The 25,824-nt window shown below is 46.9% G+C and carries 40 protein-coding genes; 1 reads left to right on the forward strand and 39 read right to left on the reverse strand.

Translation table 11 applies throughout. The features are described from left to right. Positions 1 to 3: 3 nt before the first annotated feature. From HZC01_00880 to HZC01_01015, 28 genes are all read right to left on the reverse strand, one after another. Complete coding sequence (locus HZC01_00880; GenBank protein MBI5037251.1) at positions 4 to 570, reverse strand: nucleoside monophosphate kinase; 567 nt, start codon at positions 568 to 570, stop codon at positions 4 to 6. A gap of 85 nt (positions 571 to 655) precedes the next feature. Then, a complete protein-coding gene (gene secY / locus HZC01_00885) occupies positions 656 to 1,930 on the reverse strand; it encodes a preprotein translocase subunit SecY (protein ID MBI5037252.1) in 1,275 nt (424 codons plus the stop codon). Positions 1,931 to 1,938: 8 nt separating this feature from the next. Continuing rightward, on the reverse strand, positions 1,939 to 2,439 hold the full coding sequence (rplO, locus tag HZC01_00890) for a 50S ribosomal protein L15 (GenBank protein MBI5037253.1): 501 nt from the start codon (positions 2,437 to 2,439) through the stop codon (positions 1,939 to 1,941). A 9-nt stretch (positions 2,440 to 2,448) separates the two neighbouring features. Beyond that, entirely contained in the window at positions 2,449 to 2,964 is a 516-nt protein-coding gene (gene rpsE / locus HZC01_00895) for a 30S ribosomal protein S5 (protein ID MBI5037254.1), read from the reverse strand. Between the two features lie 6 nt (positions 2,965 to 2,970). Beyond that, positions 2,971 to 3,333: a 50S ribosomal protein L18 gene (locus tag HZC01_00900; protein ID MBI5037255.1), complete on the reverse strand. Its 363-nt coding sequence runs from the start codon at positions 3,331 to 3,333 to the stop codon at positions 2,971 to 2,973. 14 nt (positions 3,334 to 3,347) lie between these two features. Then, positions 3,348 to 3,899, reverse strand: a complete 552-nt coding sequence (rplF, locus tag HZC01_00905) for a 50S ribosomal protein L6 (GenBank protein ID MBI5037256.1) — start codon at positions 3,897 to 3,899, stop codon at positions 3,348 to 3,350. Between the two features lie 6 nt (positions 3,900 to 3,905). Next, on the reverse strand, positions 3,906 to 4,316 hold the full coding sequence (gene rpsH / locus HZC01_00910; protein MBI5037257.1) for a 30S ribosomal protein S8: 411 nt from the start codon (positions 4,314 to 4,316) through the stop codon (positions 3,906 to 3,908). Between the two features lie 39 nt (positions 4,317 to 4,355). Next, on the reverse strand, positions 4,356 to 4,541 hold the full coding sequence (locus tag HZC01_00915) for a type Z 30S ribosomal protein S14 (protein MBI5037258.1): 186 nt from the start codon (positions 4,539 to 4,541) through the stop codon (positions 4,356 to 4,358). A gap of 18 nt (positions 4,542 to 4,559) precedes the next feature. After that, positions 4,560 to 5,108: a 50S ribosomal protein L5 gene (rplE, locus tag HZC01_00920; protein MBI5037259.1), complete on the reverse strand. Its 549-nt coding sequence runs from the start codon at positions 5,106 to 5,108 to the stop codon at positions 4,560 to 4,562. Between the two features lie 10 nt (positions 5,109 to 5,118). Continuing rightward, positions 5,119 to 5,424, reverse strand: a complete 306-nt coding sequence (locus HZC01_00925) for a 50S ribosomal protein L24 (protein ID MBI5037260.1) — start codon at positions 5,422 to 5,424, stop codon at positions 5,119 to 5,121. 4 nt (positions 5,425 to 5,428) lie between these two features. Continuing rightward, the gene (rplN, locus tag HZC01_00930; GenBank protein MBI5037261.1) at positions 5,429 to 5,800 is read right to left on the reverse strand and encodes a 50S ribosomal protein L14; all 372 of its coding nucleotides are present in this window, start codon (positions 5,798 to 5,800) and stop codon (positions 5,429 to 5,431) included. Positions 5,801 to 5,814: 14 nt separating this feature from the next. Continuing rightward, complete coding sequence (rpsQ, locus tag HZC01_00935; GenBank protein MBI5037262.1) at positions 5,815 to 6,057, reverse strand: 30S ribosomal protein S17; 243 nt, start codon at positions 6,055 to 6,057, stop codon at positions 5,815 to 5,817. 3 nt (positions 6,058 to 6,060) lie between these two features. Beyond that, complete coding sequence (rpmC, locus tag HZC01_00940) at positions 6,061 to 6,297, reverse strand: 50S ribosomal protein L29 (protein MBI5037263.1); 237 nt, start codon at positions 6,295 to 6,297, stop codon at positions 6,061 to 6,063. A gap of 2 nt (positions 6,298 to 6,299) precedes the next feature. Continuing rightward, positions 6,300 to 6,707: a 50S ribosomal protein L16 gene (gene rplP, locus HZC01_00945; GenBank protein ID MBI5037264.1), complete on the reverse strand. Its 408-nt coding sequence runs from the start codon at positions 6,705 to 6,707 to the stop codon at positions 6,300 to 6,302. 6 nt (positions 6,708 to 6,713) lie between these two features. Continuing rightward, a complete protein-coding gene (gene rpsC, locus HZC01_00950; GenBank protein MBI5037265.1) occupies positions 6,714 to 7,373 on the reverse strand; it encodes a 30S ribosomal protein S3 in 660 nt (219 codons plus the stop codon). 1 nt (position 7,374) lies between these two features. Further along, complete coding sequence (gene rplV / locus HZC01_00955) at positions 7,375 to 7,929, reverse strand: 50S ribosomal protein L22 (GenBank protein ID MBI5037266.1); 555 nt, start codon at positions 7,927 to 7,929, stop codon at positions 7,375 to 7,377. Between the two features lie 6 nt (positions 7,930 to 7,935). Then, on the reverse strand, positions 7,936 to 8,265 hold the full coding sequence (gene rpsS / locus HZC01_00960) for a 30S ribosomal protein S19 (GenBank protein ID MBI5037267.1): 330 nt from the start codon (positions 8,263 to 8,265) through the stop codon (positions 7,936 to 7,938). 9 nt (positions 8,266 to 8,274) lie between these two features. Further along, positions 8,275 to 9,108: a 50S ribosomal protein L2 gene (gene rplB, locus HZC01_00965; GenBank protein ID MBI5037268.1), complete on the reverse strand. Its 834-nt coding sequence runs from the start codon at positions 9,106 to 9,108 to the stop codon at positions 8,275 to 8,277. A 9-nt stretch (positions 9,109 to 9,117) separates the two neighbouring features. Then, complete coding sequence (rplW, locus tag HZC01_00970) at positions 9,118 to 9,612, reverse strand: 50S ribosomal protein L23 (protein ID MBI5037269.1); 495 nt, start codon at positions 9,610 to 9,612, stop codon at positions 9,118 to 9,120. 2 nt (positions 9,613 to 9,614) lie between these two features. Then, positions 9,615 to 10,244 (reverse strand): 50S ribosomal protein L4, encoded by a 630-nt coding sequence (gene rplD, locus HZC01_00975; protein MBI5037270.1) that lies wholly within the window; start codon positions 10,242 to 10,244, stop codon positions 9,615 to 9,617. A 9-nt stretch (positions 10,245 to 10,253) separates the two neighbouring features. After that, positions 10,254 to 10,994, reverse strand: coding sequence for a 50S ribosomal protein L3 (gene rplC, locus HZC01_00980; protein ID MBI5037271.1), 741 nt, complete (start codon positions 10,992 to 10,994; stop codon positions 10,254 to 10,256). 221 nt (positions 10,995 to 11,215) lie between these two features. Next, on the reverse strand, positions 11,216 to 11,575 hold the full coding sequence (gene rpsJ / locus HZC01_00985; protein ID MBI5037272.1) for a 30S ribosomal protein S10: 360 nt from the start codon (positions 11,573 to 11,575) through the stop codon (positions 11,216 to 11,218). Between the two features lie 82 nt (positions 11,576 to 11,657). After that, the gene (gene tuf, locus HZC01_00990; GenBank protein MBI5037273.1) at positions 11,658 to 12,842 is read right to left on the reverse strand and encodes an elongation factor Tu; all 1,185 of its coding nucleotides are present in this window, start codon (positions 12,840 to 12,842) and stop codon (positions 11,658 to 11,660) included. Between the two features lie 236 nt (positions 12,843 to 13,078). Beyond that, the gene (locus HZC01_00995) at positions 13,079 to 13,624 is read right to left on the reverse strand and encodes a hypothetical protein (protein ID MBI5037274.1); all 546 of its coding nucleotides are present in this window, start codon (positions 13,622 to 13,624) and stop codon (positions 13,079 to 13,081) included. Between the two features lie 16 nt (positions 13,625 to 13,640). Then, entirely contained in the window at positions 13,641 to 15,734 is a 2,094-nt protein-coding gene (gene fusA, locus HZC01_01000) for an elongation factor G (protein MBI5037275.1), read from the reverse strand. Positions 15,735 to 15,770: 36 nt separating this feature from the next. After that, positions 15,771 to 16,238 (reverse strand): 30S ribosomal protein S7, encoded by a 468-nt coding sequence (gene rpsG, locus HZC01_01005; protein ID MBI5037276.1) that lies wholly within the window; start codon positions 16,236 to 16,238, stop codon positions 15,771 to 15,773. A 5-nt stretch (positions 16,239 to 16,243) separates the two neighbouring features. Then, positions 16,244 to 16,672 (reverse strand): 30S ribosomal protein S12, encoded by a 429-nt coding sequence (gene rpsL, locus HZC01_01010; protein ID MBI5037277.1) that lies wholly within the window; start codon positions 16,670 to 16,672, stop codon positions 16,244 to 16,246. A gap of 118 nt (positions 16,673 to 16,790) precedes the next feature. After that, on the reverse strand, positions 16,791 to 17,414 hold the full coding sequence (locus tag HZC01_01015; GenBank protein ID MBI5037278.1) for a site-2 protease family protein: 624 nt from the start codon (positions 17,412 to 17,414) through the stop codon (positions 16,791 to 16,793). A gap of 74 nt (positions 17,415 to 17,488) precedes the next feature. On the opposite strand from HZC01_01015, the gene rpmB reads away from it, so the two are divergent. Beyond that, a complete protein-coding gene (gene rpmB, locus HZC01_01020; GenBank protein MBI5037279.1) occupies positions 17,489 to 17,671 on the forward strand; it encodes a 50S ribosomal protein L28 in 183 nt (60 codons plus the stop codon). Here the strand turns inward: rpmB and HZC01_01025 are convergent. From HZC01_01025 to HZC01_01075, 11 genes are all read right to left on the reverse strand, one after another. Further along, on the reverse strand, positions 17,664 to 18,722 hold the full coding sequence (locus tag HZC01_01025; GenBank protein MBI5037280.1) for a polyprenyl synthetase family protein: 1,059 nt from the start codon (positions 18,720 to 18,722) through the stop codon (positions 17,664 to 17,666). The genes rpmB and HZC01_01025 overlap by 8 nt on opposite strands. Before the next feature lie 4 nt (positions 18,723 to 18,726). Further along, a complete protein-coding gene (gene uppS / locus HZC01_01030; GenBank protein ID MBI5037281.1) occupies positions 18,727 to 19,416 on the reverse strand; it encodes a di-trans,poly-cis-decaprenylcistransferase in 690 nt (229 codons plus the stop codon). Positions 19,417 to 19,484: 68 nt separating this feature from the next. Then, positions 19,485 to 20,291, reverse strand: coding sequence for an A/G-specific adenine glycosylase (locus HZC01_01035; protein ID MBI5037282.1), 807 nt, complete (start codon positions 20,289 to 20,291; stop codon positions 19,485 to 19,487). Beyond that, complete coding sequence (locus HZC01_01040; protein ID MBI5037283.1) at positions 20,288 to 20,785, reverse strand: 50S ribosome-binding GTPase; 498 nt, start codon at positions 20,783 to 20,785, stop codon at positions 20,288 to 20,290. The genes HZC01_01035 and HZC01_01040 overlap by 4 nt, the downstream gene beginning before the upstream one ends. After that, positions 20,782 to 21,012 carry a DUF1653 domain-containing protein gene (locus HZC01_01045; protein ID MBI5037284.1) on the reverse strand — a complete coding sequence of 77 codons (231 nt, stop codon included), beginning with the start codon at positions 21,010 to 21,012 and terminating at the stop codon, positions 20,782 to 20,784. Before HZC01_01045 ends, HZC01_01040 begins: the two co-directional genes overlap by 4 nt. 25 nt (positions 21,013 to 21,037) lie before the next feature. Then, positions 21,038 to 21,367 (reverse strand): hypothetical protein, encoded by a 330-nt coding sequence (locus tag HZC01_01050; GenBank protein ID MBI5037285.1) that lies wholly within the window; start codon positions 21,365 to 21,367, stop codon positions 21,038 to 21,040. A 428-nt stretch (positions 21,368 to 21,795) separates the two neighbouring features. Next, the gene (gene rdgB, locus HZC01_01055; GenBank protein ID MBI5037286.1) at positions 21,796 to 22,815 is read right to left on the reverse strand and encodes an RdgB/HAM1 family non-canonical purine NTP pyrophosphatase; all 1,020 of its coding nucleotides are present in this window, start codon (positions 22,813 to 22,815) and stop codon (positions 21,796 to 21,798) included. A 51-nt stretch (positions 22,816 to 22,866) separates the two neighbouring features. Then, a complete protein-coding gene (locus HZC01_01060) occupies positions 22,867 to 23,679 on the reverse strand; it encodes a thioredoxin domain-containing protein (protein ID MBI5037287.1) in 813 nt (270 codons plus the stop codon). A gap of 64 nt (positions 23,680 to 23,743) precedes the next feature. Beyond that, entirely contained in the window at positions 23,744 to 24,271 is a 528-nt protein-coding gene (locus tag HZC01_01065; GenBank protein MBI5037288.1) for a GNAT family N-acetyltransferase, read from the reverse strand. A 9-nt stretch (positions 24,272 to 24,280) separates the two neighbouring features. Next, positions 24,281 to 24,961 carry a DUF3179 domain-containing protein gene (locus HZC01_01070; GenBank protein MBI5037289.1) on the reverse strand — a complete coding sequence of 227 codons (681 nt, stop codon included), beginning with the start codon at positions 24,959 to 24,961 and terminating at the stop codon, positions 24,281 to 24,283. 63 nt (positions 24,962 to 25,024) lie between these two features. Continuing rightward, positions 25,025 to 25,816: a hypothetical protein gene (locus HZC01_01075; GenBank protein ID MBI5037290.1), complete on the reverse strand. Its 792-nt coding sequence runs from the start codon at positions 25,814 to 25,816 to the stop codon at positions 25,025 to 25,027. Between the last annotated feature and the right edge of the window lie 8 nt (positions 25,817 to 25,824).

Genomic DNA, 25,824 nt, shown 5'->3' on the forward strand with positions numbered 1-25,824 from the left:
AATTTATTTGAAACGAGTTAAGATAGCTCGAGTTACCTCGGGGATTGTTGGTTCGCCGTTAACGGTCGCCAATACGCCTCGTCGGCGGTAGTGATCTATCACGGGCTTAGTTTTTTTACGATAGGTCGCCAGACGCTTGGTAATAGCCGCCGGCGTATCGTCTACCCGACCACGTCTCGCCAAACGAGCGATCGTAGTACGCGTAGAAATCGGAAGATAAAAAGCATGAGTAATTGTTCGACCCGAACTGCGTAAAATGCGATCAAGCGCAGTTGCCTGAACCTGATTGCGAGGAAAGCCATCGAAGAGAATCCCAGCTGATCGAGGAATTTGAGTTAGGGCTCGTTGCAAAATTGCCAATACAAGTGTCGTTGGCACTAATCCTTTCCCTTCGTTCATGATCTGTTGGACGCGTCGTGCCTGAGAATGACGCGATGCTGCAAATGAGCGCAAGAGTGCGCCCATATCAATATGGCGCAGCTTGAACCGACGAGCAAGCGCTTCGGCTTGAGTGCCTTTGCCGGAACCCTGGGGCCCGAGAATAATAATGATATACGGTTGTTTGTTCATAGTAATGCCTCACTAGTATACTCAAATTCACATAAAAAAACGAGCCAGGCTCGTCTCCGATTCATATCAGACTCCCCAGTAAGCACTAAAAACCCTCGTAATTTCGCATTACCAGCTGGGACTCAACCTGTTTAACAATCTCGATGACCACCGAAACGACGATGAGCAGCCCGGTGCCGCCAATAACCAACGATTTCACGGACGTCGTTGCCTGAATGATATTTGGTAAAATCGCAATGATACCGAGGAATAATGCACCGCCTAAAATAATACGATTACTCACGTAGCTCAGGAAATCAGCGGTTGGATTTCCTGGTCGAATGCCCGGAATAAAGCCGCCCTGTTTCTGTAAATTTTCTGCGATTTGCTGCGGGTGAAAAATAACTGCAGTATAAAAATAAGAAAACGCCACCACCAACACAAAATACAATGCCGCATAGAGAACCTGATTAGCAAACAAATCAACGATAAAAGCGGCTCCGCTGGCAAGCCAGCCAATCGATGAATTGATAAAAAACTGCGCTATCATGGGCGGAAATAAAACAATCGAAACAGCGAATATAATTGGAATAACGCCAGCTTGATTGACCCGTAATGGCAAGTGAGTATCAACACCGCCATACATGCGCATGCCGCGGATACGCTTCGCATACGATACGGGGATGTTTCGTTTGCCTTCTGTCACAATAACCACGGCGGCAATCGTGACTAGCCCGACAAGCAGAAATGCAATGTAAAGCGGTATTTGAGACGAATCAAATGTAGCAATAGTCTGCTGAAGTGACGTCGGAACGCGAGAAACGATGCCAGCAAAAATAATCAATGAAATGCCGTTACCAATTTGTTTTTCAGTAATCAGCTCACCTATCCACATCAAGAAGATAGTACCAGCGGTAATGGTAATCAAGGTGATTACTAATTGAAAACCACTGACGTCAGTTAAAATACCCTGACCCGATTGGCGCAAAAAAGTAATCATGCCATAGCCAGACATGGCTGCGAGCGGTACAGTCAGCAATCGCTGATACTGATTCAGTTTGGCACGCCCAGCTTCGCCTTCCTTCTGCATCTCTTCCAGCTTTGGGATAACCATGGTTAAAAGCTGGAAAATAATAGAAGCAGTGATGTATGGCGCGATGCCCAACATAACTACTGAAAAATTCTCCATGCCGCCACCCGAAAAAATATTTAATAAACCAAGTAGTTGATTGCTAGAAAAAAGATTCTTCAGGTTCTCTATGTCCACACCGGGAATAGGGATATGGGCGACCACACGAAAAATAATCAACATTCCCAAAACAAAGAGAATCTTATTGCGTAATTCCTTTATTTTCCAAATTTGTCTCAGTTTTTCCCACATAGCGATAATCAGGCTTTTGCGGCGGCTGCCTTCCGTTTCGCTGCTTGTTTATAGGGAATTGATTTTTCTAATGAAATAATCGTGGCAGTGCCACCGGCAGCGGTAATAGCAGTACGGGCAGTTTCTGAAAAAGCATGCGCCCGTACAGTCAATTTCTTGTCGAGCTTACCGGCACCTAATATTTTAATCAATTTATTGGTTTTCGTCAGGTCCTGCTTATGCATCCGTTCTGGGGTTACTACGCTTCCATCGGCAAATACGCGATTCAAATCAAGAATATTAACCGTGCTAAACACGGTGTGAGGACTGCGGAAACCACGAAGTTTAGGAATTTGCTGCAAAAATTGTTTCACGCCACGGCGCTGCAATCCTGAACGGCCACCGGAACGTGCACGCTGGCCTTTATTGCCACGACCGGCATAGGTCCCCTTACCCGACCCTGGACCGCGTCCCACCCGTTTGGCTGTGCGATAGGGTGCTGCTTGCAAATGTGATAACGATAATGCCATACAAAAAAATTATGAACGAAGTGCTTTAATAAATTTCATGTCTTTCAGTTTTTCCAGGGCAATCAAGGTTGCCTTAATATTATTAGCCTTATTCTTTGACCCAAGCATCTTTGAAACGACATTCTTGACACCGGCTAATTCGAGGACGGCGCGTACCGCGCCACCGGCTAAGATACCGGTGCCTTTCGGCGCTGGCTTCAACAAGACGTGCGCACCACCATAATACTCCTCGATGCGATGCGGAATGGTATCATTGATGATGGTAACTCGAATTAAATTTTTCTTTGCCGCGGCCACTGCTTTATTGATTGCAATGGATACATCGGCGCCTTTGCGAAGACCCATGGCCACTCGGCCTTTACGGTCACCAATGACGACGCAAGCACGAAAATTCATGCGTTTGCCACCAGCCATCACGCGGGTCACCCGAGCGACTTCAATCATCTTCTGATCAAATTCTTTTTCGACTCGCTCATTGCCACGAGTACGTGGTCGGCGTTCTTTGCGTTGTTCTTGTGGTGTCATATAGGGTTAAAACATTAATCCTTTCGCGCGCATGCCGTCTGCCAGGGCTTTTACTCGACCATGGTAGGCATGTGAGCCTCGATCAAAAATAACGGTGGTAATGCCTGCTTTTTGCGCGGCGGCCGCAACTGCTTCACCGACGGCTCGGGCTACATCCGTTTTAGTCTGGCCTTTGCTGCGTTTGATTTTTACGTCTGAGGCGGCTGCCAGTGTCTTGCCGTTCTGGTCATCAATGAGCTGTACGCTGATATGTTTCAGGCTGCGCTTCACTGACGCCCGCGGCCGCTCTGCCGTGCCAGAGATCTTAGCCCGGACCCGCAGTGCTCGGGCGGTGCGTTTAAAAAGATTTTTTTTGCGAATATCTACCATACAATTATTATTGGTTATGCGGCACCAGCGCTCTTCACGACTTTACCGGCTTTGCGGCGAATCGTTTCGGTGGAATACTTAATTCCTTTTCCTTTATACGGCTCTGGTTTGCGGTAATCACGTATTTGAGCGGCGATTTGTCCTACCTGTTGTTTATCAGCGCCAGAAATAGTCAGTACATTTTTCTCTACCGCAACGGTAATGCTGCTGGGCACCTCAAATTCGATAGGATGAGAGTATCCAAGATTGAGCGTTAATTTTTTACCAGCGGCCTGAGCGCGATATCCGACACCATTAATTTCTAACTGTTTTGTAAATCCGGTAGTAACGCCGGTCACCATGTTTGCCAACAGCATGCGTGAAGTACCCCAGAGGGAACGGGCTAATTTTTCCTCTACATGATCGACGGTTACCTCAAGCGTATCTCCGACTTGGGTAACATGCACCCAGGGATGGAAATTTTGTTCGAGGGTACCTTTCGGTCCCTTAATAGTCACGTGGCTGCCCGCAATGGTAATGGTCACCCCCGCACTGATAACTACTGGTTTTTTTCCTACTCTCGGCATACGTATTTAATAAATTTCACACAATACTTCACCACCGACTTTCTTTTCCTTGGCTTCACGATTTGTCAGAATGCCCTGAGGTGTTGATACGATCAATACACCAAGCGATGGTAATGTTTTAGGAATATCGCGGTAGCCATAATAAACACGGCGACCGGGGGTGCTCACGCGCTTTAATCCTGAAATAACTGAACGGCGCTCTTTGTATTTCAAGGCAATGCGCATAACGGGAGTTAATACACGGCCGTGATCATCAACGGGAGGCGTTACCTTATCCACGCTGGTAATAAAACCCTCGCGCGCAATTAACTGAGCGATTTCAAATTTTGTTCGAGAATACGGAACCACCGTTTCCTGCTGGCGAGCCATCAGGGCGTTGCGGATTCGAGTTAACATGTCTGCGATTGGGTCTGTCATACGATAGTGTTACGGGTCAGAAACATTCATTAAATATTATTACCAGCTTGATTTCTTGATTCCAGGGATTTCGGCGTTATTTGCTAATTCCCGGAAACAGATGCGGCACATATTGAAATCACGCATATACCCACGGCGACGACCACAGCGCCAGCATCGTCTCACGATGCGACTGGAAAATTTCGGCTTCTTCTTTGCGCGGGCGATTTGTGATTGTTTTGCCATACGTCGGTTAAGGTAAACTTAAGCTTGATTCTTTTTAAAGGGTATTCCCATTGCTGTCAATAACGCCAGTCCTTCCGCTTTTGTTTTGGCGCTAGTAGTGATAATTACCTGCAAACCATGAATTGACTCTACCTCATCAGATCGAATTTCCGGAAAAACAGTGTGTTCCTTGAAGCCGATGGTGAGGTTACCACTGGGATCGACGCTCTTCGGATCAATCCCCTGGAAGTCACGAACACGAGGCAGTGCAATATTAATTAATTTCTCAAGGAAATGATACATTCGTTTTCCGCGCAATGTGACTGCCACACCAACCACGAGTCCCTCGCGAATCTTAAATGCAGAAATTGACTGGCGTGCCTTAGTGCGAATAGGGCGCTGGCCGGAAATGCGCGTTAAGGTATTCACCACTACTTCAAGTAATTTTTCGTTCACGAGCGCCTTACCAGTACCGCTATTGAGCGTAACCTTGGTCACTCGAGGTACTTGCAGATTATTGGTAAAACCAAATTGCTTCCGCAATTCCGGTACAATTTGAGTTCGATATTGTTCAAGTAGTGATTTCATGATGTCGTTATTAAGAGGCCTTAGTCGGTGATACTGGTTTTGCAGCCTTGGCTGACGGTTTCTTGGCAGTCGTGACCGCAGCCGCTTCAGTCGTAGTGCGCTGCACATTAGAAATATGGATCGGGGCGTTATAGCGAACCACTTGACCCTTCTGGCCTTGCTGTTTCGGCCGAACATTCTTCACGGTCATATTAACGCCTTCAACCACAACCTTGTTCAATAAAGGAAAAACTTGAAGCACTTTTGCTTTCTTACCGCGGTCTTTCCCAGTAAGAATGCGTACCATATCACCTTTTTTTACATGCATCTTCGCCATATGTTTAGAGTACTTCAGGGGCTAATGAAATAATTTTCATAAATCCTTTGGTGCGCAACTCACGAGCGACTGGCCCAAAAATACGACTGCCTCGAGGCTCTTTAGTCTTCATGTCTATGATAACACCAGCATTTTCATCGAACCGGATGTAGGAACCGTCCGGACGGCGTAATTCTTTGCGCTGCCGAACAATCACCATATGTACCACTTCGCCTTTTTTGACCATTGCGTGAGGCACTGCCTCCTTAATGCTAACCGTAACAATATCGCCGATGCGGGCATAGCGCTTTTTATAGCCGCCCAACGCTCGAATAACGGCGACTCGCTTCGCACCTGTGTTATCGGCTACTTTTAATATTGTTCGTAATTGAATCATACAAATACAACGGCCTAGTTCAATTTAGTTAAAACTTTCCAGCGCTTATCTCGGCTTAATGGGCGCGTTTCTACAAACTCAACCCGGTCCCCAACGTGAAATTCGTTTTTCGGATCGTGTACTTTGAAGGTGTTGCGGGTCATATACTGCTTGCGGTATTTCGGATCACGTTTGACTGTTTCAACTGAAACCACGATGGTTTTATCCATTTTGTCACTCATGACCACACCGATAAATGTTCGCTTTGTTCGTGCCATATATTATTTCTTAGGAGTAGACGTCTGCGAATGAACGCGCTGGTAATCGGCGATTACACGTTTTTCTTTCAATACCGAGAGGATGCGGGCAATCGACTTCTTGGCGTCTCGGATTTCGCGCACATCTTTGTGCTGCTTATTAGCAATGCGGAATCGCAAATCGCGAACCAGCTCACGCTGCGTTTTCACGAGCAACTGCAATTCTGATTCTGATTTTTTGCGCAATTCTGCAATGTCCATAATTATACTTTAGTAACGAGTTTAGTGCGCACTGGCAATTTATGAGCCGCCAAACGAAACGCTTCTTTGACAACTGATTCATCAACGCCATCCATCTCAAAAAGAACGGTACCTGGTTTCACCACTGCAACATAATGGTCCACGCTCCCCTTGCCGCCACCCATACGCACTTCAGAACCGTGATTGGTGATAGGCTTATCGGGAAAAATACGAATCCATACTTTGCCACCTTTTTGGATATAACGAGTCATGGCACGGCGAGCTGATTCGATTTGCCGGGAGGTCACCCAGCCGCGACCCATTGATTTGAGGCCATAGCTACCAAAAGCAACTGAATTGCCCGACATAGCCCGCCCGTACATGCGGCCTTTCTGCCATTTTCGATGTTTAACTTTTTTTGGAATTAACATAATGGTTTAGCTGTTTGCCTGATTAACATCTTTCTCAAAAACTTCTCCTTTATAGATCCAGACTTTGACACCAATCATGCCATAGGTAGTATGAGCGGCGCCACGAGAGTAATCAATGTCAGCGCGAAGCGTGTGCAATGGCACTGATCCTTGGCCAAACTTTTCATCTCGAGCAATTTCTGCACCATTCAAACGGCCTTTGATAATTATTTTGACGCCCTTTGCGCCAGCCTGCATCACTTGCTCAATGGCGCGCTTGCCAGCACGGCGGAAAGGAATGCGCTTCTCCAGCTGTTCGATAATATTATAGGTGACTAACTGCGCATCAAGGAATGGGTGGGTAACTTCATGAATATTCAAAGTAACTTTAGTATTCTTATTAAGAAATTTTTTCTGGATCTCTTTCTTTAATTCTTCTGCGCCAGTACCGCCACGACCAATCACCACTCCCGGTTTTGAGGTATGCACATTGACCGTAATACCGCTAGCCGATCGCTCAATAGTGGTTTCGGCAATTCCTGCCTCACGCAACTTTTTGAGGAGGTATTTGCGAATCTTCACATCTTGCTCAAGCTGCATGCGATAATCCTTGCGGGAAAACCATTTTGATTTCCAGCCGTGTAAGATGCCGATTCGAAATGCTCGTGGATGTACTTTCTGTCCCATATTAGTTTTCTCCTGAACGTCGGTTAAATGTTTCTTTACCCGCCGGTGCCGCACGACGATGTTCCGGAGCAACTTCTGAAGCGCTATCATCGGCATGGTCAGTAGAGCGACCTTTGCTGGTATGTTTAATATCTTTATAATCAACCACTGGTCGGTCTGCCTTATTCACTTTTGCTGGTTTTTCTTTTTTTGTCGCCCCTTTTGGCTTGCGGGCTGTACTTGGGGTCACTTCATCCAGTACTAATGTGATATGCGCAGATCGCTTGCGAATTTCAGCCGCACGGCCGAAAGCTCGCGGACGGTAACGCTTCAATACCGGACCCTGGTCAACAAAAACGCTTTTTACAAATAGATTCTCCTTTTTCAACTTATTATTATTTTCCGCATTAGCTATGGCTGACTTGAGCAATTTAAGAATCGGCAGAGCGGCGTCACGGGACATATACTGCAATTGATACTCGGCGTCCTCAACTTTCAAACGACGAATCAAATCCACAACACTGCGGACTTTTCGAGGGGCCATGCGGAGAAATCGTAATCGTGCTCGAACTTCCATAATTGATTATTTAGCTGGCGTCGGAGCTGGGGCAGCTGGTTTCTGAGCTGCTGCAGCGGCCGCTTCTTGTTCTTTTTGCATTCGACCACCATGGGCGACAAATTTGCGCGTTGGAGCAAATTCGCCCAATCGATGACCTACCATATCTTCAACGACATTGACCGGAAGATGTGTTTTACCATTATGCACTCCAAAGGTAAAGCCTACCATCGCTGGTGTAATAACTGATGAGCGCGACCATGTCTTAATCACGGTTTTATCACCAATACGAACTTTTTCTAATTTCTTGATGAGATTTGGATCGGTAAACGGTCCTTTTTTAAGGCTGCGTGACATATATGTTGATTATCCGCGACGGCGCTTAATAATAAACTTATCTGATTGATGATGGCTGCGGCGGGTTTTGACGCCATGTGCCGGCTTGCCCCATTTTGTCTTTGGATGTTTCAAACCAATTGGGCTATGACCTTCACCACCACCATGTGGGTGATCAACGGGGTTCATAGATTTACCGGTCACAGACGGTTTTACACCGCGCCAGCGGGTCTTACCAGCTTTGCCGACACGAACATTAGCGTGATCAATATTTGAAACTTGGCCAATAGTTGCCATACATTCTTTAACAAACATGCGGATCTCACCAGAGGGTAATTTAACCTGTGCAAACGGTCCCTCCACCGATTGGATCAAGGCGCTGGATCCAGCAGAACGGACAATAGTGGCTTTACTCTCAGGTTTAAATTGCAAATCATGCACCATTACGCCAACCGGAATTTTATCCAACGGCAATCGATTGCCAGTTTTAATTTCCGCTTTAGTCTTAGAGGAGACGACGGTATCCCCTGCTTTCAATCCCGTCGGGGCGATGATGTACCGTTTTTCTCCATCACCATATTCAACTAGCGCAATCCAGGCAGTACGATTCGGATCGTATTCAATAGCACGTACGGTGGCAACCTGATCAAATCGCTCGCGCAGACTATCAATAATTCGATAAAATTTCTTATGGCCGCCCCCATGGTGACGTACGGTAATTTTACCCTGGGCATTTCGGCCTGCACGACGGCGCTTCGGTTCGATCAACGATTTTTCCGGACGCTTCTTGGACAGCTCAGAATAATCTACCACTGAGGCAAAGCGGCGACCGGGCGTTGTTGGTTTGTAAGAATGAATTCCCATGGAAGTAGATTATAGTCCTTCTTGAATTTCAATTTTCTGGCCTTCGGGCAAACTAACAATAGCTTTTTTCCAATTCTTTGTTCGTCCTTGGGTTTTGCCATAGCGCACTGATTTCCCCATTACCGTCACGATGCGTACCTTAACTGGATCAACGCCGTACACCGCTCGGATCGCTTTCTTTACTTCAATTTTGTTGGTGCGAAGGGCGACAGCGAACATATATTGATTGTAGGCGCCAAGATACGAGCCTTTTTCAGTAATCAACGGATGAAGTAATACTCGGTATGCTTGTCCAGTATCCGATTTCTTTCCCTTGGCTTCAGTCGCTTTTTTTTCTTTGGTGCCCGTCGTTTTCTTCGCATCGCTCGCCTGAGCTACTGCCGAAGATGATTTCTCGGACAGCACAGCAGAACGACGGCTCGCCGTATCCTTTTTTTCAGACGAGACCGCTGTGTCAGCGGGCTTGTCGGATTTCTTCCGTTTAAGTGAATCGAATAATCCCATAATTATGCGAGTAACGTTTTGCTAATAACCTCGAGGCTTGCTTTCGGCATGACCAATGTCTCATGACCAAGCACCGCTTCGGTGTTCAGACTGTTTGCTTGAATAGTCGTAATCTGAGGTATATTACGTGCTGATTTGATAACGGTAGTCTGAACCGAAGGGAGTGCGAGCAAAGTATGCTTCCCTACCGGCAACTTTTTCAGCAATGCAGCAATTGTCTTGGTCTTAATTTCTGATAATTCTAATGATTCCAATATAATAATTTTCTTTTCTTGTGCTTTATCAGAAAGCGTCATGCACAGTGCTTTGCGGCGGGCTTTCCGATTCATCTTCAATGTAAAGTTTCGTTCTTTTGTCGGACCAAAGGTTACGCCACCGCCCGACCATAACGGTGATCGGATTGAACCATGGCGAGCCCGGCCAGTGCCTTTCTGAGCCCACGGCTTTTTACCACCACCGCGTACATCTCCGCGGCCCTTGGTATGCGCAATCGCTATTCGGCGGTTTGCCTGCTGGGTACGAATCGCTTGCTGAACAACAATGGGATTAACGGCAATATCAAAAATCTTCTTTTCCAAATCAATATCACCCGTCTTTTTCCCTTCTAGATTGTATACTGGTGCTTGTGCCATGATTGTAAATTATTTCTTTTCTTCAGCTACCGGAGCTGCGTCAGTCGGTGCGGCAGGAGTTGATGCTGGGGTCGCGGTGGTCTCGGCAACCGGTGTTGCCACTGGTTCAGCGGCCTTGGGTGCCTCAAGTTTCATTTCGCCTTCTGCAGAAAGAAGCACTAAACCGTTACGAGCACCCGGAACTCCGCCTTTTACATACAAAAGATTATTTTCGAGATCAACGTCGACAACGGTCAGATTGTGAACAGTCACCTGCTCATCGCCCATGTGACCTCCCATACGACGCCCCTTCCAGACGCGCTGGGGTGCGGTAGAACCAATGGATCCCGGCATGCGTAATTGGTCTTTGTTACCATGCGTTGCGCGAGAACCTTTAAATCCATGTCGGCGAACCACGCCCTGAAACCCTTTACCTTTTGACACGCCGGTCACAGCGAGTTCATCGCCGGCGCTAAATGCAGCTACCGTAATTTCATCTCCCCGCTTAAGCGTGCCAGCGTCTTCCACCCTGAATTCTCGGAGAAACTGCGGCTGAATCTTCAGATCCTTGACCTGGCCAGCCACTGGTTTGGCGAGGCGACGTCGGTGGCCATAAGCAATTTGCACAGCAGCATACCCGTCACGATCCGCAGTTTTCACCGCAGTGATGAGACAGGGACCTGCCTGGATGGCAGTCACCGGCGTCACGGCGCCATCGGCGGCGAAACGCTGGGTCATTTCTACTTTTTTTCCAAGAATAAATTTCATGATACTGTATGTAAACTAAAAACCGGTTACTCACGACTGTTATATTGCCAGAATCGGAGATTGATAACCGGCTATACCTGTCGTAAATCGTTATCTAAGGATTATCGCGTCCGATGAAATCTCTCCAATTATCATCCTTAGAACCTACTTACTCTATCTTTATATTTTTTCAATACGTGAGGGATACCCGCCACGACTCGCGTCTTGGCGAGACGGGCCCTCAATTACATTTTTATCTCGACATCGACACCAGCGGGTAAATTGAGGTTCATCATGGCATCAATAGTTTTTGGCGTCGGATTAATGATATCAATTAATCGTTTGTGGATGCGCATCTCGTACTGCTCACGAGCGTCCTTATGGACAAACGTTGAGCGATTGACGGTATATTTCTTCTTTTCAGTCGGCAATGGAATCGGGCCTTTCGTAGTCGCACCTGATCGTTGGGCGGTCTCCAGAATCGTCCGCGTCGCCTGATCAATGATTTTATGATCATAAGCGCGAATACGAATCCGAACGCGTTGAAGTTCTTCGTTTTCTGCTGGTGTTGGCGTTGGGGCTACTTGGGGTGCTGCGGTAGTCATGGGTGCGTCTTCTTGGAACGATCAATGAATGAGCGATTAAGTTCAAGAAAATTCCAGGAAACCTGGAATTTTCAGTGGGATCTTATTTAATAATCTTGGTTACAACTCCGGCGCCGACGGTATGACCACCCTCACGGATGGCGAAACGCTGCTGCTCTGATAATGCGACTGGTACAATCAATTTCACATTGAGTTTAATATTATCACCTGGCATAACCATTTCAGTGCCCTCGGGAAGAATAACCTCACCCGTCACGTCAGTAGTACGAATATAAAATTGCGGTTTATAGCCTTTGAAGAATGGGGTATGGCGACCGCCTTCTTCCTTGGTCAATACTAGGATTTCAGCCTCAAATTCAGTGTGTGGAGTAACCGTACCAGTCTTAGCGAGTACCTGGCCACGCTCAACTTCGTCTTTCTTGGTACCGCGAAGTAAGATACCAGCATTATCACCAGCGCGAGCTTCATCCAATTCTTTATTGAACATTTCGATACCAGTAATAACGGTTTTTGACGTGTCTTTGATACCGACAATTTCAACTTCATCATTAACCTTAGCAATACCACGCTCGACACGGCCAGTCACCACAGTACCGCGGCCCTCAATCGAAAAGATGTCTTCTACCGGCATCAAGAACGGTTTTTCAACGTCGCGAACTGGTTCAGGAATCTTTTCATCCAAAGCTTTCATGAGTTCCATGATGGCATCCTGATTCTTGGCGTCTCCTTCGAGCGCTTTTAAAGCTGATCCTTTAATAACGGGTACCTCATCACCAGGGAATTCGTATTTCTTCAATAAATCACGGACTTCTACCTCTACGAGGTCAATCAATTCCTGGTCATCAACCATATCAACTTTGTTCAGGAAAACAACAATATACGGCACGCCAACCTGTCGAGCAAGTAGAATGTGTTCGCGGGTCTGAGGCATCGGGCCGTCTGCAGCAGAAACAACTAAAATTGCGCCATCCATCTGAGCTGCGCCAGTAATCATGTTTTTCACATAATCGGCGTGTCCCGGACAGTCAATGTGCGCATAATGGCGCTTTTCGGTCTGATATTCGACGTGGGCGGTGGCAATGGTAATACCGCGTTCTCGCTCTTCAGGCGCATTGTCAATCTGGTCAATTGACTTATTTTGCGCAACAAAACCCTTGTCGCCAAGCGTCTTTAAAATTGCAGCGGTTAACGTGGTTTTGCCATGGTCAACGTGGCCAATAGTTCCAACGTTTACATGCGGTTTTGACCGATCGAATTTTTCTGCCATACGAAATCTTCCTTATTTTAAAAAAAATACTAAATTATTAAAATTGTCGAGAAATTGCACTCACGATTATAGCAGGCATCAGGACTAGAATCAAGCCTCACCGTGGCGCCACATCATCATATTTTCCGCATCATGTAATGAGCAATTGATTTTTCGCTAAAATTAGCGAAAAAGTTAAAAAATGGGAAAATATGATGGTGTGATGCCGCCTTTGTTATCCCCAAGCATGTGGATAGCTATAGCAGTTCAAAGTAGTCTACTATCTCATCGAATGTCTGTCCACCCCCGCTGATGACATACAGATGCTCCCCCGCGTCAATAATGACTGTATAGCCTTCAGAGCCATTACTGGCGCTGGTGGCCACCAGGCGCTGCCCCGACCATCCATTTACTGAAATGGTAGTTTCTGAGGTAATGGTGAGCGATCCGCGAACAACTGATTCAAGGGAGGGCGGCATGACGCTAATGATCGCTCCCTCACTTTCACCGCGAAATTGAACGGAATAAACGTTATCAGTTGAGGCTCCTGAGCTGGTCACCTCGACAAACCATTCCTGAGGGTATTGGATACGGAATCCCAGTTCATCATTCACGTACGTTTTGTATAAATGTTCGCCTGGTACTGGATTAATCGCAGAATTAGTAAGGAGCTGCGCGGGAGAATAAATATCTTCATCAAGAGTAGATGCCCAAATAAAGTAAACACCGATCAGGAGCGCAACGACGACGAGCAAGGTGATGCTTGTCCAAAGCTGATTTTTTTGTGTTGCCCCGTTATTCATATGAGGCTCCAGCAAATTATTTTTTTGCTGTGGCTGTTTCCTTTTCTCCGATTACCGCCTGAACGATGTTATTCGGTACTACTTGGTAATGAGAAAATTCCATAGAATAGGATGCCCGACCTTGTGACATTGACCGCAACTGAGTTGCATATCCGAACATTTCCGCCAGCGGCACATCCGCATCAATCACTTTCATCATACCACGATCGCGCATTTCCTGAATAGTTGCACGTTTTGAATTCAAATCGCCAATCACATCACCCATAAACTGCTCTGGCGTTACCACTTCGACTTTCATAATAGGCTCAAGCAACTGCATACCTGCTCGCTGACAAGCTGATTGCAATGCCATTGACCCAGCGATTTTAAAGGCGGCTTCAGAGGAGTCTACGTCATGATAGGAACCATCGAGAAGGGTTGCCTGTACATCAATCATCGGGTAATGAGCTAATACACCACGATCCAGGGCCTCTTTGATACCTTTTTCAATTGGGGCGATATATTCGGCTGGAATATTTCCGCCTTTGACTTCGTTGACGAATTCAAAACCAGAGCCTCGTTCTTTTGGTTCAATGCGGATAACACAATGCCCGTACTGACCACGTCCACCAGATTGGCGAATATACTTTCCTTCAGCCTCGGCGATCTTGCTGATTGTTTCTTTATAAGCGACTTGCGGACGACCAACATTAGCTTCAACTTTAAATTCTCGGCGCATGCGATCAACGATAATATCCAAATGCAACTCACCCATACCAGCAATGATCGTCTGATTTGTTTCTTCATTAGTATGAACGCGGAACGTCGGATCTTCCTCAACCAGTTTCTGCAATGCCATACCCATGCGCTCTTGATCGCCTTTTGTTTTGGGCTCGATGGCAACAGAGATAACTGGATCAGGAAACTCAATAGATTCAAGGATAATAGGATGTTCTGGGTCGCAGAGCGTGTCGCCAGTAGTGGTTTTTTTCAAACCAACAGCGGCGGCGATATCACCAGCATACACTTCGGACACCTCTTCACGATGGTTTGCGTGCATCCGGACGATACGACCAATGCGCTCTTTATTGCCGGTGGACATATTTAACAAATATGAACCAGCCTGTAACATACCTGAATACACTCGAAAGAATGATAGGGTCCCCACATACGGATCTGTAGCTACTTTGAATGCAAGCGCAGCAAATGGAGCGTCATCAGCAGTTTTCCGTGTTTCAGTCTCCCCTGCTTCATTAGTGCCCTGCACATCTTCGACATCCACTGGCGAGGGAAGATAATCAACAACCGCATCGAGTAAAAATTGAACTCCTTTATTCTTCAAGGCTGAGCCAACCAAAATTGGCAATATTTTTTTCTCGAGCGTTGCCTTGCGAAGAACTTTTTTCAATTCTTCGTTCGTTGGCTCAGTGCCACCAAGGTACTTCTCAATCAATTGGTCATCCTGTTCAGCGATTTTTTCAATCATCACAGCGCGATATTCTTTAGCCTTTTCCAACATATCAGCCGGAATCTCAACTTCATCAAATTCTTTACCGGTCGCATCTTCCTCTTTGTATACTTGCGCCTTCATCGTGAATAAATCAATAATGCCTTTGAAATTCGCCTCCGCCCCGATCGGCAATTGAATAGGCAGCGCATTCTGCGTTAAACGCTCTTTGATCGAGGCTACATCATTATAAAAATCAGCGCCCGTCCGATCCATTTTATTGACAAAACCCATCAGTGGTACGCCAAATTTTTCTGCCTGATGATATACGGTTTCTGATTGAGGTTCGACGCCAGCCACACCGTCAAAGACGATAAAACCACCGTCTAATACACGCAAGCTGCGCTGCACTTCAACGGTAAAATCAATATGGCCAGGGGTATCAATAATATTTATACGATGATCTTTCCAAAAACACGTGGTAGCAGCTGAGGTAATAGTAATGCCGCGTTCTCGTTCCTGTTCCATCCAGTCCATTTCTGCCGCACCCTCATGTACCTCGCCAATTTTATGTTTTTTACCAGTATAATAAAGAATCCGTTCAGTAACGGTTGTTTTGCCAGCATCAATGTGTGCAATGATACCGATATTTCTTGTTTTCTCTAAACTATACTCTCGCGGCATGGTAGTGGTGAGGGTAAATCAATTAAAATGCTTAAATTATCGAGCAAAATGGGCAAAGGCGCGGTTGGCTTCGGCCATCCGGTGCACATCTTCCCGCTTTTTCATGGCTTCGCCTTGTTTTTCTGAGGCTTCCATCAATTCTTGGGCTAATTTCTCAAACATAGGCTTACCCTTGCGACTACGCGCGGCACCGATAATCCAGCGGAAGGCTAAGCCATTTTTGCGGTCACCCTTCACTTCAACCGGTACTTGGTAATTAGCGCCACCGACCCGGCGTGATTTTACTTCCAAAATCGGAGCGACATTCTTGATTGCGGTTTCAAAAACAACTACCGGATCTTTCTTAGTTTTCTCTTTAATCACGGCAAAAGCATCATACAAAATACGCTGTGCAGTCAGCTTTTTCCCTTCTTTCAAGAGCAAATTAATGAATTGGCCAATCGCTTCACTCTGATAGACTGGATCCGGGATTCGTTTACGTTTTGGTGCTGGTTTACCTCGCATATATATTATTTCTTAGCTGCTTTATCTCGTTTTGCGCCATATAGGCTGCGTCCCTGTTTGCGGTCTGCCACGCCCTGAGTATCAAAAACACCCCGGACAATGTGGTACCGGACGCCTGGCAAATCCTTTACCCTGCCCCCGCGTATCATCACGATTGAGTGCTCCTGGAGATTATGACCTTCTCCAGGGATATAGGCAGTCACTTCCATGCCATTGGATAATCGAACACGGGCAATCTTGCGCAAAGCAGAGTTTGGCTTTTTCGGAGTAATCGTAGTGACTTTTACACACACGCCACGTTTGAAGGGTGAGCCTTTTGGCAATTGAGTCCGCTGTCGGCGAATGGTATTTAAAACCGGCCCCAAAGCAGGCGTTTTTGACTTATTCTTGAGGATTTTTCTGCCCTTACGGACAAGTTGGTTGATGCTTGGCATGGATTATGAAATTGAGAGTTTACGAGTATTAAAAAAGTATCGGGAGATACTTAAAAGGCACGCACATCATACAACCTGGCTATCATCGTGTCAAATCCCCCTCCCCGTCCCACACTATTTACCCAAATATCTGAAGCGACCAGGAGAAAAGCGTGCTAAAGAGACCGGAGAATATATTCCCCCCAAAAATAACAATGGCTAACAGCACCCATGGGCCGTACCGTTCCAACGTAAATACAGCATTTTCGAATCGCGGCGGCGCCAAGGCACGAATCAGTTTCGAGCCATCCAAGGGCGGGACTGGAATCAAGTTAAAGACAGCTAATACAAGGTTAATATTCAAAAGTACAATAAAAAACGTGGTTAATAGATTTTCCGGCCCAATTACCTCGGCCATGAGCAAAAAACGTAAAGCAAATCCAAAAATCAAAAAACTCACCACGTTTGAAATCGGACCAGCCATGGCGACCAACACCGGACCCCATCGATGAAATTTCAGATTATAGGGATTGAAAGGTACGGGTCGTCCCCAGCCAAATCCGGCAAATAATAAAACAATAAAGCCAATTGGATCAATATGCGACAGGGGATTAAGCGTAAGCCGCTTCTGGTCCCGGGCCGTCATATCCCCGAGCCAATATCCGGCTAACGCGTGGGAAAACTCATGAATGGTGATTGCGTAGATAATGCCGACCAGCCAAACCACAAGTAGCATGGGTTCTGAGAGCAAATTGAAAATCATGGTGACTTGACGTTATGATATTCTATAGTCTACAGTATACGGTACCTAACGATTGAACTCAAACACACACTACTATGGCCCGAAAAGATGAATTAACTGGCCGGGGAGCTTTATCCGGCAATAGCCGCAGTCACTCAAACATCGCTACCAAGCGAAAACAGCAGGTGAATCTGCAAAAAGTTAAGATCAAGGGTAAGACCTACCGCGTCTCTACCCGTACGCTTCGCACGCTCATCAAACAAGGAAAAATCAAGTAACCGATGCGCGGAATCGAGCGATGAGCCAGCGAATTAAGGCCAGCCCGCGCGCTGATACACCAAGATGATCCACCAGCGCTTCCGCACGCTGATATCGTTCACTAATCATCTGCTGCGCCCGGGTCAATCCCCCGCTTGAGCGGATCAAACGTTGCAGCTCCCGGACATCCGACGGGCTGCGTTTCGTTTTTTTGAGTAGCTTCAATAATGGCTGGCGATAGCGCGAGGATTGCAGCGCCAATGTCATCAGCAGGGTCACTTTGCCGCTGCGGATATCAGAATTTCGAGCGGCAGCGCCCTCACCAAAAATATTCGCAACATCATCGGCTAACTGAAAACCAATTCCAGCGTGCTCGGCAAACTTCCGAAAAGCGGTGGCATTAAATCGTGAGCCAGCCAGCGCTGCACCAACTAGGAAAGGCGCGGCAATTGAATATTGAGCGGTCTTGAGCCGATACCGGAGCAATTGATCTGACAGCCGCGGCAGTCGGCCGGGCAGCGCCAAAATATCCAAAACTTGACCAACATACGTCGTATGCAAGGTCTCTTCAATCTGTCGCAGGGTACTTAATTGCTGGCGCGATGAAAATGATGTCTCCAGTACAAACCGCTGCACCAGGTCAGCCGCCGCATCTCCCGCGATAATGGCAATATCGCGGCCAATTTTTGCTTGATATGTTTTTGGTAACCGGGCTGGGGCTAACCGGGTAAATAGTTTGTGCAGAGTTGGTTTCCCCCGCCGTTCAATATCTTCATCAATAATGTCATCATGGATCAGTAAATAACCATGGAGCACTTCGTAGGCAGCAGCAATTCTCAGAATATCCTCATCTAACTGCCGTTGGGAATTGCTTAAATAACCAATCAAAACTAACAAACCGCGAGTGCGCTTAGCGCCCGGACGTAGTACAAATTCTGCGACGGCGCTGGCTAACAGCCCAGACATGGGATGCTGTCGTGCAGCCTGCTGAGCATACATCCCTAAACGCTTCCGAAGCGTACTCGTAATGCGCAGGATCATTCGGCCGACTTCTTGGTCGACAGTATGCATAGATTTATGCACCAAAATTTCTCGAGCGCGCCGCGTATTCTCCTAATGCGCTTATTAAATCACTCTCGGAATACTCCGGCCATAGTTTCGCTGAATACACCCACTCGGCATATGGCGCCTGCCAAAGCATGAAACCAGATGATCGCTGTTCACCCGAGGTGCGAATAATCAAATCCGGTTCAGGTAATTCCGGGGCATAGAGAAAACGATTCACCAGTTGAGCTGTGATCGCTCGCGGCGAAAAACCTCCTGAGACTATTTTTTTGATAGCATCAACGATCTCCTCGCGTCCACCATAATTCAAGCCGATATTCAAAACGGCGCGAGTATTGTGTTTTGTCTCCTCGACAGCGGTACGAATTTCTTTCTGGATATCTCGAGGAAATGCGGCCAGCCGACCCAATGCATTGAAACGCACATTGCGCTCGCGGAACCGCTTAAGTTCGGTACGCAACGCATGGCGCAGTAATTTTAATAAAGCAAAAATCTCCCGTTTTGGCCGCCGCCAATTCTCCGTGGAGAAGGCCCAAAACGTTGCCACTTCAATACCGCGATCCAGACACCAATCGCTGACACGGCGGAACGATTCATACCCCTCGGCGTGTCCATCATTAGCTGACCGGCCGTGGGCTTCAGCCCAGCGACGGTTGCCATCCATGATAAAGCCGATATGTTGCGGGAGTGCTTGTTTCACACGATATATATTATGAAACTCTATTATGCGGCAAAAACGACATTGGTGCAACGTATGCCAAATCCAACTTAAGCCAGACGATACTGTCCTTGTTGTAACCGCACCATACCCTCACTTATTAATTGCTCGAGGGCTGATCGAATACGTGGGACGGGTAGACCAATCGTCTGATGGAGCTCACCCGTGGTCAGTCCCCGACTAGTGGCTAACGCACGAATAATGGCGCCGCGGACTTGGCGATGCGAACCCTCAAACCGTGATTGTTTGGTATAGTGCCGACTGCGCTGTGCAGCATTGCCATGATTTTTTTTCAGCCACGTGCCGTAGTCCATGAGTGCCGAATACCACCGACGTGGGTGGCGCTCATCCAGCGTGCGAATAACTAAGGGCATTAATTGAGCGTCAGTCACTTGTTTAGCCCGAGGAAAAAAATGATAAATGTACGCTGAGCGGATATTTGTCTCAATATAGGCAACAGGCTGATTAAACGCGTATGCGCAAATAGCACCCGCCGTGTGCACGCCAATGCCGGGAAGCGTAACCAACTCATCAATCGTGCGAGGAAATTTCCCCCTGAGCGAAGTGACGACCATCCCTGCTGCCATGTGCAAATATTTAGCACGACGGTTATAGCCTAAACCCTGCCATGCTTTCAGCACTGCGGATAATGACGCACGGGCTAATGAACCTATCGTGGGAAATTTTTTAATAAATGAAATGTATTTTCCCACCACCCGATCCACCTGCGTTTGTTGCAGCATGAGCTCCGAAACCATGATGTGGTAGGGATCAATTGTATGTCGCCAGGGCAAATCACGCCGGTAGCGCCGGTAATGCTCGTAAATTATTTTTCGGAAGGCAGCCGTGGTTATCATCGCAGTGCTTGGCGGACCAAAATAACATTATCGGTCATCGGTTGCTCCATATCTAGAAAATACGGCTCAATACCCACTTGTTCAAATAAAGCTAAGTGGGAATTTGGAAAATCACGAGCAAAACGCCGCTCCATCGCCTCCATGTCGTCGTGAATCGACCGCTCAATGACTCGCTTACGCAATGTCTCCACCGACGCGGTACAAATAAAGACGCGAACGTCGGCCTGCTGGGCAAAAGCGGCTAACTGTTTAACGTTCAATTGCTCATGATTGGTGCCGAGCTCTAAAATAATAATCGGATCCGTCAATTTTCCGAGTGCTGCGTACATGTCACGATACCCGAGGATAGTTTTATCCTCTGGAATTTCGCCATCCACCATGTACTTCAATACAAACGGGCGCGCATCGATGATCGTGTGACCAGGGAACAATTCATTGATCAGCGTGGTCTTCCCCACCCCTGGCTTACCCATGAAAACGAGTAATTGTTTCATTGAGAACCTTGATACATAAATCGGGGGACAATGACATCCTGATATGCCACCCATCCAATAAACATAGCGTAGGGACGAGCCCAGCGTACCTCTGGATCATGAGCCGATGCGTAAACTACCAGCGGCTCGGTGGTCTCACTATGCACAGCGATACCCAGCACCAAGTAATCATTTCCCTTGTAATGGCGATAACGACCTGGGCGGATATGCATTACATTATTTATCATCACAAAATGCACATTAATCTTTCAGCTACAATCCGCGCGCACTAATGGCGATTACGCTGAGAAGAGTAAAGCCAATACTTAAAAGTAACAATAACAACGTCAGCCCATTATGCATTTTACGGTATGAAACGTAGCTGGTGAGAAGAGCGGGAAAGGGCAACCAGTACACGAGCGCCATAGCCACGAGGGTAGGCAATGATAGGAGTAAATCAGTAGCAACTGACAGATCAACGCCCAGACGATCGAGTAGGCCCCAAAACCAAAAATACGCAGGTGGCAAAATAAGCACTACGCTGGTAATCACCCAAAATTCCGGGTGTTTTAGGTTTTGGATAACCATGGCTAGCCGCTGCATATTACTAATCAGTATACACCAAATCCAATCTGAAAATAAGAAGATAGCTCGACACGGATAACTTAAAAGCGACTCTCAATGAGGCCGCCTTTAAGCGAGAAAACGAATAGGTCGTTTATTTCCGTTTCTTGCCACCTTTTCGTTTCTTGGTGGTTTTTTTTGCCTTTCGTTTCACTGACTTGCGTTTCGCTGTCTTTTTTGCTTTCTTGCGTTTTGCCATTGTGATATTCACCTCCTTTCGTAGTAGTGTGAATGTATTCATGTAGGAGAATAAAGAATTATGCCCCACGATGACTACACTTCACATCACAATGGATACATTTCGTAGTAATATAGTTTTAATATGCAAAACTTTTTTCCACAACAGCAGTATAGCACAGATTTTATAAAAATACAAGTCCGATACAAGAAAAATATTTATTATCTCATCATTTATTTCTTGGCGCCAAACGTAATTCACGCTCAAGTTGATTCCGAAGTTGATCAAATGCTTTGCGTCGATGGCTGATTTGATTTTTTTCTATGTCTGAGTACTCTGCTAATGTTTTTTCTGAACCTTCTGGAATAAATATTTGATCATACGGTAAATGCCGCCGAGGCCCCCCTGATGGTCTCGCGGTGATGCGACCAGCCAGCGTACCGGTAAATGTCCACTCCTGTCCAGTCGGACTAATCAGGGCAATCACGCTGGTAAAATGGGCTAAGCGAAGGTTATCTGGCACCGCGGACATTTTGGTCAAAATGAAATCGCGAATATGGTCATCACTCGCTCCAATTCCTGCATATCGAGCGCTGCGCACACCCGGTTCACCATTCAGGGCATCGATAAAAAGCCCGGTATCATCTGCGGCAACCCATACATGAATCCGATGAGCAACATACCGAGCCTTCTTCAATGCGTTTTCCTCCAGCGTCTCCCCGTCTTCCTCAGCATGTCCGACTACCCCAGCGGTGGCAGCGGATACAATGGGGATATTCAATGAAGCGAGTATGTGTTGTATCTCTGCAACCTTGCCCGCATTACCTGTCGCCATCACGAGGCGCTTCTCCGCTCCGGCCTGATCACGCAATTGACGCAGCAGCCACACGCTGAGAAAAAAAAGTACTGACGATGTCAGCGCCGAGACTAAACAAAATTGGCACCAGTAGCCGATAACAAACGCTTGGAGGTACAACAAAACTAGAGTCACTAAAAAACCGGGTACCGTCAGCCAGAGCGCAAGGCGTAGCACGATCAGGCGCCTCGTATCGACGTATGTCATCGTCAAAACAAATACGGCGAGATAAAAAAGCGCGCCAAAGAGGGCCGTCGGAATCCCGGCGACCTCTGCATAGCTACTCGTCAAAACTTGTTCACAGCCAGCAATGACCGTACAGCCCACGTCAACACCACGTAGGTGTTGTACCGTCAGATACGTCGCATCAGCAAACCCCGCGAGGCTCACCACAAGAATTAGCCAGGGTATCCAGCGTGAAATTTTCGGCGAACCCATCAAAGCTTATTCTCCAGTCGATTCATTAGTTGAATCGTCATTCGTATTCGTGGAAGTGTCCACGTTTGTATTCTGGTTGGTTGATTGTCCAGCAGCCTCAAGCGCGGTATCTATGACTGAGCGGAACTCATCCAGGCTACGTGGATTGTCTAATTGAGCGCCATTAAGAAAGAAAGTAGGAGTCGAATCAATGCTCGCCGCGATTCCGCTGCGATAATTCGCGTCCACGACATCGGTCACCACGCTCGAGGTCAAATCAGTACGAAATTGGTCTGTATTGAGGCCGATTTCTTCGGCATACGCCACAAATCGTTCAGTTGGATCGCCTTCTCCTGACCATTCATTCTGATTTTGAAATAACATATCATACATTTCCCAAAACTTACCCTGTATATCGGCTGCTTCGGAGGCTTCAGCAGCAATTTGGCCATTTGGGTGAATCGATCGCAATGGAAAATGGCGATATACAAAAGCAATCCGATCTTGATATTCATCAATTATCTGCCCAATAATCGGATGATAAGTGGCGCAGGCTGGACATTGGAAATCACTATATTCAACTAAAATGACTGAGCTGTCAGCTACTCCCTTAATATGATCATCGGCGCTCACCGCATCAGTGAGTAGCGCCTCGGTATTCGTGTCGCCACCAGCCTGAGTCAACGCATAAACAATTCCGCCCAAAACTAAAACCACGATTGCCCACATCATGATTCGGTTTATCATTTTTCTGCGAGATGTATGCTCTCGATTCGCTAATTTCTCCTCTCGACGCAATTCTCTCCGTTGTTTCTTGGTCAATTGTGGTATTTCATTCATAATAAAGTCATTACAGATTGGTAGTGATTATTGTAACCGACAGAAGATAAATACGCAACCGAAATCATTTCACTTTCGCGTAAACATTCACATCAACCAGTTTCCCAGATTTGCGCGTATTTTTTCTGAGACGACCTTCATATCGAAATCCATTCTTCAATAATACTTGGCTGGATATCGGATTGTACACATACGTAAACGCATAAATACGGGCTAGTGAGAGATGCTGGAAACCCCATCGGGTAACCAGTGCAACCGCCGCACTCATTATACCCTGCTCTCGATACGACTTCCCCAGCCAATAGCCCAATTCGGCCTTATGCCGTGGCTTGATGTGATGCAAGCCAATCGCCCCGACTGCCCCCCCACCAACATCAATCACCCAGACAATGTCTGTGGGAACAGCCTGCCGATTCTTGCGCTGACATCGTAGAATCCAGGTGCGCGCATCACTGGGACGATACGGATATGGAATGGCCGCGGTGTTCCGCGCGATCGTGCGGTCATTTACGTTACGCACAATTGAAGCTACATCGCTCATTCGATGCGCTCGTAAGGTAAATTGCTGAGTAATAATTGTGGGTACGCGCATACCTGCCTCCTACGGATTAATTATCGAAACCGAAAGCACCCGTCCATCGGGATGTGCGTTTTCCCAATCCTCAAACCGTGGTTGATCAAACGCTACTAATGGCAACGAGCCGCCAGTCATCGGGCCAACCACGGCTTTCCCCAGTGCTTGCGACCAAAATGATCCAGTCAAACGATCATACATCAGCAAATTCCCGTTCCACATTTTACCAGAAACATCGAACCCAACTGACTCACCGCGCACGATTGGATCGTACACCACGCCAGTACGGCACTGGGCACAATATGCAATAAGAACTCGCTGGTCACCAATGGTGTCATTTACAATTTCATGGGGTAGTAGCGCGTCAAACGGATAAAAACGAGCAACACCATTAATATCCAGCGCGATCCCAACCGCATCAGACGTCACGGTCTGTTGCGCCTCGGCGATCGATATAAACTGCGGCATATCTAGCGCCCCGATGCCGTCAGCTAATGAAGCACCATCAACAATGTCCTCCAGTGGCACACTATGCATGAGACCATCCGTAATTTGGACGTTCGTGTTTAATTCAGTAGAAAAGTTAGTGTTATTTGAATCACCCGCATCAAATTTCAGCCAGAGGATAAACCCGGCTACCACAGCTAATACCAGCGTAGCAATCCAATACACAATGGGGTTATGGCGGGATAACGTTTCATCAACCATATAGACCTAAGTGTAGCACGAGTACCGCGGGAATTAAAAAGCATTAAGCAACGATGCATAGACCTATTTTTTCCCCGAATTTCGCATCAAGACATAACAAACGATGAAAATTGGGGTCATGACTACCAAGAATGGCACGGTAAACCCCCGCTCAGGCAACAATAACCCTGTCACAAGCAGCCCGGTCACCTGTGCCACGACGTGGACCAATGCCGCACGTGGACCAACGTCGCGAGCAATGACAAGGGTAAAAAGCGACAAAAACATAAAATCTCCGCTCCCCAAACTAACCCGTCCTGTCGTTACCGCTGGATAAAGAAACGTGGGATGTGGGGTAGCAGTTTCACGAGTCACATCTGGCAAAATAAATCGCACCAATAAAATGTCATAGATTGTCCATAAAATTGAAATCGCAAATAATATCTTTGTCCGAAGGTAACCCAAGCGAGTCAAAAGAGTCACCGCGCCAAGTGTCGAGATGATAATAATAAAATTCAGTAGCACAAATGACGGCTTCGCCTGATACCACCAAAACATACCCAGTGTACTCAGGATAGCGACCACTGTGGCGAAGGTATTACGTGATATCCAGCGCATGGCGAGTAAAAAGATCGATTCAAAAAACAACAGAGAAAAAATAAAAAGAAAAATTCGTCCAACCAAAACTACACCGGAAACAGAAGAAAACAAAAACCACGCCGCGCTACCGATAGCAACCGCTAATACGATGCCAGCCGGCGTCACTCTATTGGGTAATCGTTCGCGCAAATCTACTGCGGTTGGTGCATACCGGTAATACACTAATCCAGCAATCCCGGCACCCAAAAATAACATGGCAAGATAGATAAAGTCCATAATTTACG

This window comes from Candidatus Kerfeldbacteria bacterium (genome assembly GCA_016214565.1).
Lineage (GTDB): Bacteria > Patescibacteriota > Patescibacteriia > UBA10025 > JAHIVO01 > JAXDBW01.

Excerpts from the sequence above, each read along its gene's own strand:
- rplV (MBI5037266.1), bottom strand. The coding sequence starts at position 7,929 with ATGGAAGTTCGAGCACGATTACGATTTCTCCGCATGGCCCCTCGAAAA.
- fusA (MBI5037275.1), bottom strand. The coding sequence starts at position 15,734 with ATGCCGCGAGAGTATAGTTTAGAGAAAACAAGAAATATCGGTATCATT.
- HZC01_00880 (MBI5037251.1), bottom strand. The coding sequence starts at position 570 with ATGAACAAACAACCGTATATCATTATTATTCTCGGGCCCCAGGGTTCC.
- rpmC (MBI5037263.1), bottom strand. The coding sequence starts at position 6,297 with ATGGACATTGCAGAATTGCGCAAAAAATCAGAATCAGAATTGCAGTTG.
- rplD (MBI5037270.1), bottom strand. The coding sequence starts at position 10,244 with ATGGCACAAGCACCAGTATACAATCTAGAAGGGAAAAAGACGGGTGAT.
- rplW (MBI5037269.1), bottom strand. The coding sequence starts at position 9,612 with ATGGGATTATTCGATTCACTTAAACGGAAGAAATCCGACAAGCCCGCT.
- rpsS (MBI5037267.1), bottom strand. The coding sequence starts at position 8,265 with ATGTCACGCAGCCTTAAAAAAGGACCGTTTACCGATCCAAATCTCATC.
- HZC01_01050 (MBI5037285.1), bottom strand. The coding sequence starts at position 21,367 with ATGCAGCGGCTAGCCATGGTTATCCAAAACCTAAAACACCCGGAATTT.
- HZC01_01070 (MBI5037289.1), bottom strand. The coding sequence starts at position 24,961 with ATGGTTGATGAAACGTTATCCCGCCATAACCCCATTGTGTATTGGATT.
- HZC01_01075 (MBI5037290.1), bottom strand. The coding sequence starts at position 25,816 with ATGGACTTTATCTATCTTGCCATGTTATTTTTGGGTGCCGGGATTGCT.
- HZC01_00925 (MBI5037260.1), bottom strand. The coding sequence starts at position 5,424 with ATGGCGAAGATGCATGTAAAAAAAGGTGATATGGTACGCATTCTTACT.
- rplP (MBI5037264.1), bottom strand. The coding sequence starts at position 6,707 with ATGTTAATTCCAAAAAAAGTTAAACATCGAAAATGGCAGAAAGGCCGC.
- rpsL (MBI5037277.1), bottom strand. The coding sequence starts at position 16,672 with ATGCCAAGCATCAACCAACTTGTCCGTAAGGGCAGAAAAATCCTCAAG.
- HZC01_01040 (MBI5037283.1), bottom strand. The coding sequence starts at position 20,785 with ATGAAACAATTACTCGTTTTCATGGGTAAGCCAGGGGTGGGGAAGACC.
- rplE (MBI5037259.1), bottom strand. The coding sequence starts at position 5,108 with ATGAAATCACTACTTGAACAATATCGAACTCAAATTGTACCGGAATTG.
- rpsJ (MBI5037272.1), bottom strand. The coding sequence starts at position 11,575 with ATGACTACCGCAGCACCCCAAGTAGCCCCAACGCCAACACCAGCAGAA.
- tuf (MBI5037273.1), bottom strand. The coding sequence starts at position 12,842 with ATGGCAGAAAAATTCGATCGGTCAAAACCGCATGTAAACGTTGGAACT.
- HZC01_01025 (MBI5037280.1), bottom strand. The coding sequence starts at position 18,722 with ATGCATACTGTCGACCAAGAAGTCGGCCGAATGATCCTGCGCATTACG.
- HZC01_01045 (MBI5037284.1), bottom strand. The coding sequence starts at position 21,012 with ATGATAAATAATGTAATGCATATCCGCCCAGGTCGTTATCGCCATTAC.
- rpmB (MBI5037279.1), top strand. The coding sequence starts at position 17,489 with ATGGCCCGAAAAGATGAATTAACTGGCCGGGGAGCTTTATCCGGCAAT.
- HZC01_01060 (MBI5037287.1), bottom strand. The coding sequence starts at position 23,679 with ATGAATGAAATACCACAATTGACCAAGAAACAACGGAGAGAATTGCGT.
- rpsH (MBI5037257.1), bottom strand. The coding sequence starts at position 4,316 with ATGACAGACCCAATCGCAGACATGTTAACTCGAATCCGCAACGCCCTG.
- HZC01_00915 (MBI5037258.1), bottom strand. The coding sequence starts at position 4,541 with ATGGCAAAACAATCACAAATCGCCCGCGCAAAGAAGAAGCCGAAATTT.
- HZC01_01035 (MBI5037282.1), bottom strand. The coding sequence starts at position 20,291 with ATGATAACCACGGCTGCCTTCCGAAAAATAATTTACGAGCATTACCGG.
- rpsG (MBI5037276.1), bottom strand. The coding sequence starts at position 16,238 with ATGCGAGGTAAACCAGCACCAAAACGTAAACGAATCCCGGATCCAGTC.
- rplB (MBI5037268.1), bottom strand. The coding sequence starts at position 9,108 with ATGGGAATTCATTCTTACAAACCAACAACGCCCGGTCGCCGCTTTGCC.
- HZC01_01065 (MBI5037288.1), bottom strand. The coding sequence starts at position 24,271 with ATGCGCGTACCCACAATTATTACTCAGCAATTTACCTTACGAGCGCAT.
- rplN (MBI5037261.1), bottom strand. The coding sequence starts at position 5,800 with ATGATTCAATTACGAACAATATTAAAAGTAGCCGATAACACAGGTGCG.
- HZC01_00995 (MBI5037274.1), bottom strand. The coding sequence starts at position 13,624 with ATGAATAACGGGGCAACACAAAAAAATCAGCTTTGGACAAGCATCACC.
- rplF (MBI5037256.1), bottom strand. The coding sequence starts at position 3,899 with ATGCCGAGAGTAGGAAAAAAACCAGTAGTTATCAGTGCGGGGGTGACC.
- HZC01_01015 (MBI5037278.1), bottom strand. The coding sequence starts at position 17,414 with ATGATTTTCAATTTGCTCTCAGAACCCATGCTACTTGTGGTTTGGCTG.
- secY (MBI5037252.1), bottom strand. The coding sequence starts at position 1,930 with ATGTGGGAAAAACTGAGACAAATTTGGAAAATAAAGGAATTACGCAAT.
- rpsQ (MBI5037262.1), bottom strand. The coding sequence starts at position 6,057 with ATGGCACGAACAAAGCGAACATTTATCGGTGTGGTCATGAGTGACAAA.
- rpsE (MBI5037254.1), bottom strand. The coding sequence starts at position 2,964 with ATGACACCACAAGAACAACGCAAAGAACGCCGACCACGTACTCGTGGC.
- HZC01_00900 (MBI5037255.1), bottom strand. The coding sequence starts at position 3,333 with ATGGTAGATATTCGCAAAAAAAATCTTTTTAAACGCACCGCCCGAGCA.
- rpsC (MBI5037265.1), bottom strand. The coding sequence starts at position 7,373 with ATGGGACAGAAAGTACATCCACGAGCATTTCGAATCGGCATCTTACAC.
- rplO (MBI5037253.1), bottom strand. The coding sequence starts at position 2,439 with ATGGCATTATCGTTATCACATTTGCAAGCAGCACCCTATCGCACAGCC.